Source organism: Pseudomonas sp. AM14(2022) (assembly GCF_036346455.1).
Lineage (GTDB): Bacteria > Pseudomonadota > Gammaproteobacteria > Pseudomonadales > Pseudomonadaceae > Aquipseudomonas > Aquipseudomonas putida_A.
The window spans coordinates 32,716-46,941 of the sequence record NZ_JAOTNY010000005.1; the positions used below are offsets into that span (position 1 = coordinate 32,716).

Consider the following 14,226-nt stretch of genomic DNA (forward strand, 5'->3'; position numbering starts at 1 on the left):
TGCATTTTCCCGTGGCGAATTCCCTCGACGCTCTCCAGATGAACATCAGCAGTGCCATGGTGGTGGCCGCCAGGCATTGGCGGAAGATCTGCCAGACCACGCTGGTCAACTATGGAATCTCCGAAGCCTGCGCCGTGCCGTTGTTGATGATCGGGCGGTTGGGCGAGGGTGTGCGTCAGGTGCAAGTGGCGCAGGCAGCCGGGATGGAGAGTCCGTCGCTGGTGCGTCTGCTCGATCAGTTGTGCCACGCCGGCTACGTCTGCCGCACCGAAGATGCGCAGGATCGTCGGGCCAAGTGCCTGAGCCTGACCGACACCGGCCGTGAACTGGTGCAAGCGGTGGAAAGCGAGCTGGTACGTCTGCGTCATGAAGTGCTCGAAGGCATCGATCAGAGTGATCTGGAAGCTACGCTTCGGGTACTGCGAGCTTTTGAGGCGGCCAATCCGCCTGTGGTGATCAATTCTTGAACGGTTTTTTCTCCGGCATTCCTCCGGCCCGGGACTGGTTCTACGGGGTCCGTACCTTTGCAGCGTCGATGATCGCGCTGTACATCGCCTTGCTCATGCAAATGCCGCGTCCGTACTGGGCGATGGCCACGGTGTACATCGTTTCCAGCCCGTTTCTCGGCCCGACCAGTTCCAAGGCGCTGTACCGCGCCATCGGTACCTTTCTCGGGGCGGCGGCGGCGGTGCTGTTCGTGCCGATGTTCGTGCAGAGTCCGTATGTGCTGGTGGTGGTGATTGCCTTGTGGACGGGGATCCTGTTGTTCCTGTCGCTGCACCTGCGTACCGCCAATAACTACGCACTGATGCTGGCCGGTTATACCTTGCCGCTGATCGCCCTGCCGACCGTAGATAATCCGCTGGCGGTGTGGGACGTGGCGGAAGCGCGTACCGAAGAGATTTTTCTCGGTATCGCCGTGGCGGCAGTGGTCGGCGCGATGTTCTGGCCGCGTCGCTTGGCGCCGGTGTTCAACGACGCAGTGGGCAAGTGGTTCGCCGACGCCACCACCTACAGCCTGAAGTTTCTCAGCCGCGACGTGCAGCCTGAACAGATCGCCACGCTGCGCATGGCCATGGTCGCCAATTTCAACAGCCTCGAATTGATGATCGGCCAGTTGCCCCACGAAGGCGCCCGGCCGCAAACCGTGCGCAACACCAAGGAACTGCGCGGGCGGATGATCCACCTGCTGCCGGTGATCGACGCTTTGGAAGATTCGCTCTACGCGCTTGAACGGCGCACACCGGAACTGGTGGAAAAGTTTGCCCCGCTGTTGACCGCGACCCAGCAATGGCTCGGTCATAACGACGCTGATCTGGCGCGTTGGCAGGCGCTCAAGGATCAGCTCCAGGCCCTGCAGCCAAGCTGCGAGGCGCTGGAAGATCGCAAGCAATTGCTGTTCTCCAACGCGATTTATCGCCTCGGCGAATTCATCGATCTGTGGCAGGACTGCCGCAGTTTGCAGGACGCGATTCTCTGCGAGCGCCAGGACAGCTGGCGCGCGGTTTACCGGCACTGGCGCCTCGGGCGGCTGACGCCATTTCTCGACCGCGGGATGATGCTGTATTCGGTGGCCTCGACCGTTCTGGCGATCATCGTCGCTTCGGTGCTGTGGATTCTGCTCGGCTGGCCGGACGGTGGCAGCGCGGTGATTCTGGCGGCGGTAGCGTGCAGTTTCTTCGCCTCGATGGACGACCCGGCACCGCAGATCTACCGGTTCTTTTTCTGGACCGGGATGTCGGTGCTGTTCGCCAGTCTCTATCTGTTTCTGATTCTGCCGAACCTGCACGATTTTCCGATGCTGGTACTGGCGTTTGCGGTTCCGTTCATCTGTGTCGGCACCCTGACGGTGCAGCCACGGTTCTTCCTCGGCATGCTCCTGACGCTGGTCAACACCTCGTCGTTCATCAGCATTCAGGGCGCCTACGACGCGGACTTCTTCGCCTTCGTGAACTCCAACCTGGCCGGCCCTCTGGGCCTGCTGTTCGCGTTCATCTGGACCCTGATCGCCCGCCCGTTCGGCGTCGAACTGGCCGCCAAACGTCTGACCCGCTTCAGCTGGAAAGACATCGTGCGCATGACCGAGCCGGCCAATCTGGCCGAACATCGGCATCTGGGCGTGCAGTTGCTCGACCGTTTGATGCAGCACTTGCCGCGTCTGGCCATGACCGGCCAAGACACCGGGATTGCCATGCGTGAAGTGCGCGTCGGCCTGAACCTGCTCGATCTGCTGGCTTACACGCCGCGGGTCAGCGGCGCGCCGAAGGCCCTGCTGCAGCAAGTGGTGGCTGAGGTCGGCGAGTATTTTCGCGCGTGTCTGAAGGCCGGCGAACGCTTGCCGGCGCCGAGTCCGTTGCTGATGACGATGGACCGCGCGCGCCGCGCGCTCAAAGGCCACGGCGACGAAGAAACCCGGCTAAACCTGTTGCATGCCTTGAGCGGTTTGCGCCTGGCGCTGCTGCCCGGCGTGGAATTCGTCAGCACCAGCGATGCCGAAGAACCGCTGCCCGATGGAGCGCCCCTATGATCGGTGATCTGGATATCAGCGGGATTTTCCTGCCCACCCTGCTGGTGCTGATGGGCATCACCTATGTGTTGTTTTTGCTGGTGCATGGCGTGCTCACGCGCCTGCACTTTTACCGTCTGGTCTGGCACCGGGCATTGTTCAACGTGGCCCTCTACGCCGTGCTGCTGTACGGCGTGGACTCACTCAGTCGATACCTGATGACATGAAAAAACCGTTTCTGACTATCGGTCGCGTGGTCCTGACCCTGCTGATCGTGACTTTTGCCGTCGTCCTCGTCTGGCGCATGGTGATGTATTACATGTTTGCGCCGTGGACCCGCGACGGCCACATCCGCGCCGACATCATCCAGATCGCTCCGGACGTGTCCGGGCTGATCCAGCAGGTCGAGGTCAAGGACAACCAGTTGATCAAACGTGGTCAGGTGTTGTTCAGCATCGATCAGGACCGCTTCAAACTGGCTCTGCATCAGGCTAAAGCGGCGGTCGCCGATCGCGAGGAAACCCTGGCCCAGGCGCAGCGCGAAGCCAAGCGTAACCGTGGCCTGGGCAACCTGGTGCCGGCCGAGCAACTGGAAGAAAGCCAGTCGAAAGTCGCCCGCGCGCAATCGGCGCTGGCCGAAGCGCTGGTGACGGTGGACAGCGCGCAGCTCAACCTGGATCGCTCGGTGATCCGCAGCCCGGTGGACGGCTACGTCAACGACCGTGCGCCCCGGGTGCAGGAATTCGTCACCGCCGGGCGGCCGGTGCTGTCGGTGGTGGACAGCAACTCGTTCCACATCGACGGCTATTTCGAAGAAACCAAACTCGACGGCATTCATGTCGGGCAGTCGGTGGATATCCGCGTGATCGGCGACAAGGCCAGGCTGCGTGGGCATGTCGAAAGCATCGTCGCCGGTATCGAAGACCGTGACCGCACCAGCGGCAACAACCTGCTGCCGAACGTCAACCCGGCGTTCAGCTGGGTGCGCCTGGCACAACGGATTCCGGTGCGCATCGCCTTTGACGAGGTGCCGGAAGACTTCCGCATGATCGCCGGGCGTACCGCGACCGTGTCGATCATCGACGACAAAACGCAGGAGCCCGCGCAATGAACAAGGCCCTGATGATCGCCGGGTTGGGCTTGATGCTCTCGGCCTGTCAGATGGTCGGGCCGGTCTATCAGCTGCCCGCTGACGCGGCGGTGCAGCGCAAGGACTTTCAGGGCGAACTGGCGGTGGAGGGCAAACCGGTGGTGTCAGCGCCGGTACCGGCTGACTGGTGGCGACTGTATAAGGACCCGCGTCTGGATCAACTGGTGCAGCAGGCCATGGCGTCCAACACTGATTTGCGCGTGGCGGCGGCGAACCTTCAACGGGCTCGCGCGCAAGTCGATGAGGCCGAAGCGGCGGGTGGCTGGAGCGCAGGCGTGAAGATGGGCGCGCAGCGTCTGCAGGAATCCGGTCAGGCGTTCTTGCTGCCGGAAAAAGTCCCGGTCGACAACGTCGGCGATATTGGCATCAGCGCGTCTTATCAGTTCGATCTGTGGGGCACCCTGCAACGTGGTATCGAAGGCGCGAAGGCTAACGCCGATGCGACTCAAGCGGCGGCTGACACCGCACGCATCACTTTGGTGGCCGATGTGGTTCGCGCCTACACCCAGGTGTGCGCGGCCAACGAAGAGCGGGAAATTGCCCAGCATTCACTCGATCTGCAATCGCAGAGCACCACGCTGATCCAGCGCCTGCGCGATGCCGGGCGTGGCGATGAGACCCAGGTCACTCGTTCGCAAACCCAATTCAAGTCGTTGCGCGCCGACCTGCCGCGCTATGAGGCGGCGCGTCAGGCCGGGTTGTTCCGCCTGTCGATGCTGCTGGCCAAACCGGTCGAGCAATTGCCGGCCGGTACCGCCACTTGTGCTGAACTGCCGAAAATCGCCCAATTGGTGCCGGTGGGTGATGGCGCTGCGCTGCTCAAGCGTCGTCCCGATATCCGTCAGGCGGAACGTCGCTTGGCGGCCTCGACAGCGGGCATCGGCGTCGCCACGGGCGAGCTGTACCCGGACATCAGCATCGGCGCGACCATCGGCACCGTCGGTCTTATTGACGACTTGGGCGATCCGTCGACCAACCGCTGGGGCTTCGGACCGTCGTTGAGCTGGAAGGTGCCGACCAACGGCGCCCGTGCGCGGATCCGTGAAGCCGAGGCCAACACCCAGGCCGCACTGGCGCATTTCGACGGCGTGGTGCTCAACGCCATCCGCGAAACCCAGACCGGTCTGGCCCAGTACAGCGCGCTGCTGCAACGCCGCGACGCTCTGGCCGATGCCGAGCAGTCGGCGAAACTGGCGGCGGACCAGACCCACCGCTTCTTCCAGGCCGGGCGCGAGTCGTTCCTCGCCGACCTGCAGGCGACCCGCACCTACACCGACGTCACCGCGCAACTGGCCGCCGCCAACACCCAGGTCGCCATGAGCCAGATCGATTTGTTCCTCGCCCTGGGTGGCGGTTGGGAAAGCGGACGAACGCAAGCCTCAAGCGCCAGCAAACCCTGAACCCGTTGCTATGCTTTGAAGTGTTGAAGGGGTGCCACGTGCAACGCACCCTTTCAGCGCACATTGCTAGCGCTGGTCTAGGGGAAACCAATAATGAAAAACCCTTACGCTCTCGGCTTCTGGTGCGCCCTGGTAGCGCTGGTGCTGCTATCGGCCACCTATTTCTACGGCATCATGCTGGCCCACCAGATCGACAAGGCCATGGTCTTCCTCGACAGCGCCACGGCGTTGATCGCGGTGATGGCAATTGTCGTGGTGGCCTGGGCGTCGATCCAGGTGCAGCGAGTCAAAAAAAGACAGCTTGAACAAGGCAAGACCCTGGTGCTGATCTGGGACACCAAAGTCGCCCTGCGCCGGGTCGAAACCGTGTTCGACCGCTACTTCTGGGGCAGCTATTGGCAACCGGGACGCACCTTCGCCGAAGTCATGGGCGAACTCACCGGCACGCCGCTGGAAAAAAGCCTCGAAGCCTTGAAAAAACAGTGTCTGGAACTCGACAAGCAGATTGCCGACGAAGGCTGGCACTGGCTCAACAATGCCCGCGAACTGTCGGATGTCGCCACAGCCATGGCCCGTGAGCGCTATCAGCTGGATTTCTGCGACCCGCGCGCTGACGGGCCGGGCGGGGCGGTGATCGATCGGGATTTTGAAGTGCTGGTGTATACCTGGACGGCGCGGTTGAAGAGCTTTGATCATCAACTCGATGAGATCGAGGTTCAGTATTCCTGATCTTCTGGGAATTCAGTGGCCCTATCGCGAGCAGGCTCACTCCTACAGGGGAACGCATTTCAATTGTAGGAGTGAGCCTGCTCGCGATAGCGTCCTCAAAAACACTGCAACTCTCCCCGCCTGTCAGCTGTCCACACTCCCCATAGACACTCTTTAACCTTTAAACATTGGGCTGCCTCGCGTTGCCAGTGCTAATCTCCACCGCTAATTTCAGCGGAGTCGAGCCGCGACCCGGTCACGGGTTCAGGGAAGACGACCACACTTACAGCCACGGACATTGATCAGGTCATTCATGAATAAATCAGCAGGCGTGCTTCTCGGGATTGTTGTTGCCATCGGTGCGATCAGCGCCGGCGGGGCCTGGTACACCGGGACCAAGATTGAAGGCGTACTGAACAACGCCGTCAGCAACGCCAACAAAGAGCTGCAGACCGCGATGGCCGGCTCCAATGGCACCGCGTCGCTGGAGCTGGTGTCGCTGGAGCGTCACACCTTCACCAGCACCGCGCACTACCGCCTCAAGGGCGAGGGCGAGATGTTCGGCGACCAGCCGGTCGAGTTGCTGTTCGTCGACCACATCGAGCACGGCCCGCTGCCGTTCTCGCGCCTGGTGTCGCTGAAGTGGCTGCCGGTCATGGCCACCAGCAATTACGAGCTGGAAAAGAGCCCGGCCACCGAAAAATGGTTTGCCGCCACCAAGGGCGCCGCGCCGCTTAAAGGTGTGACCAACATCGGCTACGACGAATCCACCACCAGCAGCCTGGAGTTGCTGCCGCTGGAAACCGCGCTGGACGAGCAGTCGAGCCTGAAATTCTCCGGCCTGACCATGAACATCTCCGCCAGTGCCCAGGCGCAGAAGGTCAAGGCTGACGGCTACATGGACAACCTGAAACTGGTCACCGTGTCGCAGGATCAGGCGCCGGTGCAGGTCGAACTCAACGGTCTGACCCTGGCCAGCAACCTTACCAAGAGCAGCTACGGCTACTACACCGGGGAAAACACCCTGGAGCTGACCAACAGCAAAACCACCTTCGGTGCCAAGCAGTCGGTACTCGGCGTGAAGAACTTCGAAATGAAGAACCTCACTGAAGAGAGCGGCAGCAATGCCTCGGGCCGCGCTGACTACAAGGTGGGTGAAGTCACCCTCAACGACAAGAAAATCGGTTCGGCCAACATGGCCATGAGCCTGAAGAACCTCGACATCCCGTCGACGATGTCGCTGATGCAGATCTACCAGACCAAATTGCAGCCGTACGAGAAGGAAGCGGCGGCCGCTGCCGAAGCCGGCCTGCCGGCACCGGAGCTGAACCTGACCGAAGCCGAGTCGGCACAGGTCAAGGCTGACCTGCAGAAACTGCTGGCCGCCAGTCCACAGATCGCGCTGGAAAACCTGTCGCTGAAAACCGCCAACGGTGAAAGCCGCGCCAGCCTGGTGATTGATCTGACCAAGCCACAGTCGATGGATCTGCCGCCGGATCAACTGGGTAAACAGTTGGTCGCGCTGCTGGATCTGAACATTCAGGTGTCCAAGCCGATGCTGATCGATCTGCTCAGCGTGCAAGCCCAGCTCGACGGTCAGACTGACGCCAAAGCCATCGTCGACCAGGCCAGCGCCGGTGCTGACATGTTCTCCGGCATGGCCGTCGGTTCGCAGTTGGCGACCGTCGAGGGCACCAACGTCGTGACCAAGCTGCATTACGCCGCCAATCAGGTGGAGTTCAACGGCCAGAAGATGACCGTCGAGCAGTTCGTCGGCTTCCTGATGAGCAAGTTCGCTGGCGTCACGCAAGTGCAGTAATCCTGCGCTCTTAATAGCAACGCCCGGCCTCTGATCCCCAGACGCCGGGCGTTTTGCTGTCTGGTGTTCGGGTTTTCGTCTCAGCCGGCACCGCGATTCTGAACAATTATTGCGTTCTGGATATTCGACTACGCTTGCATGCAAGACTGCCTGACTAAGCTTGGCTGGGTCTCTTTTGACTCGGTCTCCGTTACGAATGGGCAAGGGGGGCATTGCGACCCGGCTGGCCATGTAAGGATGCTGACGAATGCCGCGTATTGATGTTCCTGTTTTACATCGTGGTTTACGCCCGTTGTTTCGCGTTGCGCTGTGCAGCCAGTTGCTCTGGCCGGCACTGGCGTTTGCCGATACGCCCTATGATCAGATGGTGCGTGATGCCCGTGCCGGGCAGACCACGCCTGCGCTGAACGTGCTGCGCCAGGTGCCACCGGGGCAATCGACCACCGGCCAGATCAGCGATCACCTGCAAATCGCCAGTTGGGCCGGCCTCGATGCCGAGGTGGTGCAGGTCTATGAGACCCAGGGCCGTGACCGGGTGCTGCCGGTGCAGGCACTGACCGCCACCGCACGCGCCTATCGCAACCTCAAGCGTTGGGAGCAGGCGACCCAGGTTTACAACAAGGCGCTGGCGCTGGAGCCGGACAACGCTGACCTGCAACTGGGGCTGGCGCTGACTCAGGCTGACTCGGGTAAACCCGACGAAGCCGTGACCCGCGCCAAGGCTCTGGTTGCCGCCAAACCCGACGATCCCTCACGCCGTCTCGCACTGGGCTATGCCCTGACCCGCGCCGGCAAGCAGTACGACGCACTGTTTGAATACGATCAGGCGTTCATGCGTGCCGGCAGCAAGCCGGAAGTCGCCCGTGAATACGTGGTCGCTCTGCAAAAGGCGCGGCTGCCGGAACCGGCGCTGCGCCTGGCCAACCAACGTCCGGGGCTGATCGACCCGGTCACCTTGCGCCGCCTCGAAGGTGATCTGGCTGCCGAACGCGTGCGTCTGGCCGAACTCGCCACCCGCAGCGAAAAAGAACGCTATGTGATCGCCGACCGCGCCTTGGCCGATTACGACAAGCTGCTCGCCACCTGGACTCCGGACGCCAGCGCCCACGATGACGTGATTCGCTGGCGCATCGACCGCATGGGCGCACTGAAGGCCCGGGCGCGCACCGCCGACGTGATCAATGAATATCAGAAGCTGCAAGGCGAAGGCGTGAAGATTCCGACCTACGCCTTGCGCTGGGTGGCGGCGTCGTATCTGGATCAGCGCCAGCCGGAAGTCTCCACTGACCTGTATCGCCAGGTGCTGTCGGCCCCCGACGCTGATGTCGGTGATCGTCTCGAAGACACCACCGCGTTGTACTACTCGCTGCTGGAAAGTGACCGCGCCGATGAAGCGCGCAAAGTCGCCGAGGATCTGGCCAAGACCCAGAAGCCGCGCGTCGAACTCAAGGGCTTGCCGATCGGCAACCCCAACGACGAATGGATGGACGCCCAGCAGCTCGCGGCGCAGGCCGGTACCTACGGCTCTGACCTGCCGCACGGCGAGGAGCGCCTGCAGACATTGGTCGATCAGGCCCCGGGCAACCTCGGTTTGCGTCTGGCCCAGGCCGATCTGTACCTGGCCCGACAGTGGCCACGCCGCGCTGAAAACCAGCTCAAGGAAACCGAAAGCATGGCCCCGCGCGACATGGGCCTGGAACTGGCTCAGGCGCGCACCGCGATGACCCTGCAGGAATGGCGGCAAATGGATGCGCTGACCGATGACGTGGTCGCGCGTTTTCCCGACAACCGCCAGGTGCAACGCGCGGCCCGCGAGCGCGAAGTGCACGACATGTCCGAATTGCGCGTCGAAGCCTACGGTGGCAAGGCCAATGGGGGCGGCGGCAGCGGCGGTGCGGGCGCGGTCAGTGGCAGCCGCGATTTCGGCATCCAGAGCACCCTGTACAGCCCGCCGATCGATGAAGACTGGCGGGTGTTCGTTGGCGCCGGTTATGCCACCGGCGACTTCGCCGAAGGCACCGGTACCGACCGTTTCCAGCGCGTGGGCCTGGAACGTCGTACCCGCGACATGAGCCTGGAAGCCGAGGTCTCCAACCACAATTACGGTTATGGCGCCAAGCAGGGCGCGCGCATCGCGATTGCCCGCGACATCAACGATAACTGGCAGTACGGCGGCAGCTTCGCCTATCTGTCGGCCGAGACGCCGTTGCGTGCGCTCAACAGCGACATCAAGGCCAACGGCGGCAACGCGTTCATCCGCTGGCGCGCCAACGAGAGCCGCGAGTGGCGGCTGTCGGTCAGCCCGTCGCACTTCAGTGATGGCAACAACCGCCTCGAGGCCTTGCTCACCGGGCGCGAGGGTGTCTACAGCGCGCCGAACGTGCAGGTCGATGCCGGTCTGGAAGTCGGCACCAGCCACAACTCGAAATCCGATGACGTGCCGTACTTCAACCCGAAGTCGGACTTCAGCGTGATGCCGACGGTCAACGTCAACCATGTGCTTTACCACCGCTACGAAACATCCTGGAGCCAGCAATTCCAGGCGGGTGCGGGCACCTACAGCCAACGTGATCACGGCACCGGCGGCATGGCGATGCTCGGCTACGGTCAGCGTTATGCCTGGAACGATGTGTTCGAGGTGGGCGGCTTGTTCAGTGTGATCAACCGGCCCTACGACGGTGATCGGGAGACCGATCTGCGTCTGCTTGTCGACCTCACTTTCCGCTTCTAGAAGAGTTTGAAGATGCCTTTGATGACGCGTTTCATCCTTCTGCTGGGAGTGCTGCTGATCAGCGCCTGCGCCCAGCAAGCCCCGGCTTTCGCGCCGCCGTCGCAACGTCCGCTGGCGGCCAGTGAAAAACCCTGGCCGAAAAACCATGTGCTGGGCATCGCCTATCACGACGTCGAAGATCGCGACCCCGATCAGGCCGTGGTGGCCGTGCGCACCGAGCGTATGATCGAGCAACTGGCCTGGCTGCGCGAGAATGGCTACCAACCGGTCACCGTCGACCAGATCATGGCGGCGCGCAAGGGCGGCCCGGAACTGCCGGCCAAAGCGATCCTGCTCAGCTTCGACGACGGTTATTCGAGCTTCTATACCCGCGTGCTGCCAGTGCTGCGAGCCTACAACTGGCACGCTCTGCTGGCGCCGGTCGGCGTGTGGATCGACACGCCGCTCAATCAACCGGTGGATTTTGCCGGCGCACCCCGCGCACGCTCCGACTTCCTGACCTGGGATCAGGTGCGCGAGATTTCGCGATCGGGGCTGGTGGAAATCGCCGCGCACACCGACGCCAACCACAAAGGCGTTCTTGCCAACCCGCAGGGCAACCTGCAGCCGGCGGCGGCGACGCGTCGCTACGATCCGCTCACCAAACGCTACGAATCCGAAGAGGAGTTCCGTGCCCGGATACGCAATGACGTCGCGGCCATCTCGGAAAAAATCCGCAAGGTCACCGGCAAAAAACCGCGCATCTGGGTCTGGCCGTACGGCACGGCGGACGGCACTTCGCTGACCGTGGTCGGCGAGCAGGGCTACGAAATGGCCCTGACCCTGGACGACGGTCTCGACGCTCTCGACAACCTGATGAGCAGCCCGCGTTTCCTGGTGGCCTCCGATCCTGACGGCGAGCATTTCGCCAACAGCATCGTTGGCGTGCAGTCGGATTTCGCCATGCGTGTGGTGCACGTCGATCTCGACAACGTTTATGACCCGGACCCGGCGCAGCAGGAAATCAACCTCGGCAAGCTGATTCAGCGCATGGCCGACATGGGCGCCAATACCGTGTTCCTGCAGGCCTTCGCTGATCCGAAGGGCGACGGACTGGTTCACTCGCTGTACTTCCCCAACCGTCACCTGCCGGTGCGCGCCGACATTTTCGATCGCGTTGCCTGGCAACTGCGGACTCGGGCGCACGTGAAAGTGTTCGCGTGGATGCCGGTGCTGAGTTTCGGCCTCGATGCGAAGCTGCCGCGTGTTACGCGCTGGGATCCGAAAACCGGCACCACTTCGGTCGATCCGGGCCAGTATCAACGCCTGTCGCCATTCGATCCGCAAGTACGGCGGATCATCGGTGAAATCTACGAAGACGTGGCGCGTCTGACCTCGGTCGACGGCATCCTTTATCACGACGACGCGGTGCTCTCGGACTTCGAAGACGCCAGCCCCGAGGCCCTGAAGGCTTATGCCGCGCATGGCTTGCCGGGGTCCATTGCGGCGCTTCGCGATGATCCGGCTGCCATGCAGCGCTGGACGCGGTTCAAGAGCCAATACCTGATCGACTTCACCAATGAGCTGACCGCCAAGGTCCGCGCGATTCGTGGCCCGCAGGTGCTGACCGCACGCAACATCTTCGCCGAACCGGTGCTCAATCCTGAGAGCGAAGCCTGGTTCGCACAGAACCTCGACGACTTCCTCGTGACCTACGACTGGACGGCGCCGATGGCCATGCCACTGATGGAAAAACAGACACAGGCGCAATCCGGCCCGTGGCTTGAAGAACTGGTGGCGAAGATCAAACAGCGGCCCGGTGCACTGGATCGCACAGTCTTCGAACTGCAGGCTCGCGACTGGACGAAAAAGGATCAGGCCGACATCGACGGCGCCCAATTGGCCGACTGGATGGGCCGGCTCAAGCGTCAGGGTGCGACCAGTTTCGGTTACTACCCGGACAACTTCCTCGACAACCTGCCGGACCTGAAAACCGTAAGGCCTGCGCTCTCCAACAAATGGAACCCATGACATGCTGGATAGACTGTTAGCCCTGCTTGTTCTGGCGCTCGTCCTCGGCGTGCCGCTGGGGTTGATCTTCCTGGTCACCGGGCAATTCCTGATGGACTTCGTGTTCTTCTACCCGTTGTTCATGTCCGGCCTGTGGATTGCCGGCGGCCTGTATTTCTGGCTGCACTGGGAACGCCACTGGCCATGGAAGGACGACACTTTGCCGCCGCCACTGGAAGGCGAGCCGCTGATCTCGATCCTGATCCCTTGCTACAACGAAGGCGAAAACGCTGCCGACACGATTCACGCGGCGCTGGCCCAGCACTACCCGAACATCGAAGTCATCGCGATCAACGACGGCTCCAAGGACAACACCGCCGAAGTGCTCGACCGGCTCGCCCAGGAAGACCCACGCCTGCGGGTGCTGCATCTGGCAGAAAACCAGGGCAAGGCTGTGGCCCTGCGCATGGGTGCGATTGCTGCGCGCAGCGAATATCTGGTGTGCATCGACGGCGACGCGCTGCTGGCGCCGAACACGGCGGCCTATCTGGTGGCGCCGATGCTCGACAACGCGCGGCTTGGCGCAGTGACCGGCAACCCACGGATTCGCACACGTTCGACCCTGGTCGGGCGGGTGCAGGTCGGTGAGTTCTCGTCGATCATCGGTCTGATCAAGCGTACGCAACGGGTGTTCGGGCGGATCTTCACCGTGTCCGGGGTGATCGTCGCGTTTCGTCGTACCGCGTTGAACCGGGTCGGCTACTGGAGCCCGGACATGATCACCGAAGACATCGACATCAGCTGGAAGCTGCAACTCGATCACTGGAGCATCTTCTACGAGCCGCGCGCGCTGTGCTGGATCCTCATGCCGGAAACCCTGCGCGGTCTGTGGAAGCAGCGCCTGCGCTGGGCCCAGGGCGGTGCCGAGGTGCTGTTCAAGAACATTCGCGGGATCTGGCAGTACCGTCATCGTTATTTGTGGCCACTGCTGTTCGAGTACTGCCTGTCGACCGGGTGGGCCTTCACCTTCCTGCTATCGGTGATCTTTTGGGGCGTGGGCAAGTTCGTGGTCATGCCGGAATCGATTGCCGTGCATCACCTGATGCCCCCGGCGTTCACCGGCCTGTTGCTGGCGTTCGTCTGCCTGGTGCAATTCGCGGTCAGCATCATCATCGACCGGCGCTATGAACCGGGTCTGGGCCGAACCATGTTCTGGGTGGTCTGGTATCCGATCGCGTTCTGGCTGGTCAGCCTGCTCACCACCTTGGTCAGTTTCCCCAAAGTGCTGTTTGGTCAACACCAGAAGCGTGCGCGTTGGGTCAGCCCTGACCGGGGTATCAAACCGGTCGGCGACGACGAAGAGGAGGTCATCAAATGAAAATCATCCGGACCCGGCAGCGGCCCTTCCTGGTGGTAGTCGATGTGGTCCTCACCGTGCTGGCCTGGGTCGGCCTGCTGTTTCTGCTGATTCGCGGACTGTGGCCGTTGATCGAGACCCACGCCGGTGGGCCGCGCATCGATAATTCGGCATTCGAGGCTCTGGGTACGTTGCAGATCTACCTGTGGGTGGCGCTGGTCAACGCAGTGATCCTGATTGGTTGGGCGCGTTATCAACAGCGCAAAAGCAGAAGTTTCGCCCAGCGTCGTTTGCCGGCACCGGTGGTCGATGATGAAGGGCTGAGCAAGAGCTTCCGCCTGTGCGATGACCGCCTGGAGAAGCTGCGCACACCCGGGGTGATGACCATCCACAACGACCAGGAAGGTGATATCAGCCATGTGGTGCTGAACTTTCGTCCACTGGCACCGACGGAATTGCCGCCACCGCTGGCGCCGCTGGAACATCCACGGGTGATCTTTCTGCACGCCGAGGATGACGCAAACCGTGATCCGATAAATCGGCCCACCTGAGTTTCCACATCGTCG

General features: G+C 62.2%; 11 protein-coding genes. All 11 read left to right on the plus strand.

Features of this window, described 5'->3' with window-relative positions; all coding sequences use genetic code 11:
• Nucleotides 1-38: 38 nt before the first annotated feature.
• The 11 genes from V3W27_RS12055 to pgaD all read left to right on the plus strand — a co-directional run bounded on the left by V3W27_RS12055 (nt 39) and on the right by pgaD (nt 14,211).
• Complete coding sequence (locus V3W27_RS12055; protein ID WP_047290742.1) at nt 39-467, plus strand: MarR family winged helix-turn-helix transcriptional regulator; 429 nt, start codon at nt 39-41, stop codon at nt 465-467.
• Nucleotides 464-2,527 carry an FUSC family protein gene (locus V3W27_RS12060; RefSeq protein WP_115988490.1) on the plus strand — a complete coding sequence of 688 codons (2,064 nt, stop codon included), beginning with the start codon at nt 464-466 and terminating at the stop codon, nt 2,525-2,527. The genes V3W27_RS12055 and V3W27_RS12060 overlap by 4 nt, the downstream gene beginning before the upstream one ends.
• Entirely contained in the window at nt 2,524-2,733 is a 210-nt protein-coding gene (locus V3W27_RS12065; RefSeq protein ID WP_027611129.1) for a DUF1656 domain-containing protein, read from the plus strand. The genes V3W27_RS12060 and V3W27_RS12065 overlap by 4 nt, the downstream gene beginning before the upstream one ends.
• Nucleotides 2,730-3,617 (plus strand): HlyD family secretion protein, encoded by an 888-nt coding sequence (locus V3W27_RS12070; protein ID WP_330206685.1) that lies wholly within the window; start codon nt 2,730-2,732, stop codon nt 3,615-3,617. The genes V3W27_RS12065 and V3W27_RS12070 overlap by 4 nt, the downstream gene beginning before the upstream one ends.
• Nucleotides 3,614-5,056, plus strand: a complete 1,443-nt coding sequence (locus tag V3W27_RS12075) for a TolC family protein (protein ID WP_330206686.1) — start codon at nt 3,614-3,616, stop codon at nt 5,054-5,056. The genes V3W27_RS12070 and V3W27_RS12075 overlap by 4 nt, the downstream gene beginning before the upstream one ends.
• 93 nt (nt 5,057-5,149) lie before the next feature.
• Nucleotides 5,150-5,785 carry a hypothetical protein gene (locus tag V3W27_RS12080; RefSeq protein WP_025113416.1) on the plus strand — a complete coding sequence of 212 codons (636 nt, stop codon included), beginning with the start codon at nt 5,150-5,152 and terminating at the stop codon, nt 5,783-5,785.
• A gap of 292 nt (nt 5,786-6,077) precedes the next feature.
• Nucleotides 6,078-7,583 carry a YdgA family protein gene (locus tag V3W27_RS12085; protein WP_330206687.1) on the plus strand — a complete coding sequence of 502 codons (1,506 nt, stop codon included), beginning with the start codon at nt 6,078-6,080 and terminating at the stop codon, nt 7,581-7,583.
• A gap of 247 nt (nt 7,584-7,830) precedes the next feature.
• The gene (gene pgaA, locus V3W27_RS12090) at nt 7,831-10,314 is read left to right on the plus strand and encodes a poly-beta-1,6 N-acetyl-D-glucosamine export porin PgaA (protein WP_330206688.1); all 2,484 of its coding nucleotides are present in this window, start codon (nt 7,831-7,833) and stop codon (nt 10,312-10,314) included.
• 12 nt (nt 10,315-10,326) lie between these two features.
• Nucleotides 10,327-12,324, plus strand: coding sequence for a poly-beta-1,6-N-acetyl-D-glucosamine N-deacetylase PgaB (pgaB, locus tag V3W27_RS12095; RefSeq protein WP_330206689.1), 1,998 nt, complete (start codon nt 10,327-10,329; stop codon nt 12,322-12,324).
• Nucleotide 12,325: 1 nt separating this feature from the next.
• Nucleotides 12,326-13,681 (plus strand): poly-beta-1,6-N-acetyl-D-glucosamine synthase, encoded by a 1,356-nt coding sequence (pgaC, locus tag V3W27_RS12100; protein WP_007961454.1) that lies wholly within the window; start codon nt 12,326-12,328, stop codon nt 13,679-13,681.
• A complete protein-coding gene (pgaD, locus tag V3W27_RS12105; protein ID WP_027611135.1) occupies nt 13,678-14,211 on the plus strand; it encodes a poly-beta-1,6-N-acetyl-D-glucosamine biosynthesis protein PgaD in 534 nt (177 codons plus the stop codon). The genes pgaC and pgaD overlap by 4 nt, the downstream gene beginning before the upstream one ends.
• The last annotated feature ends 15 nt before the right edge of the window (nt 14,212-14,226 follow it).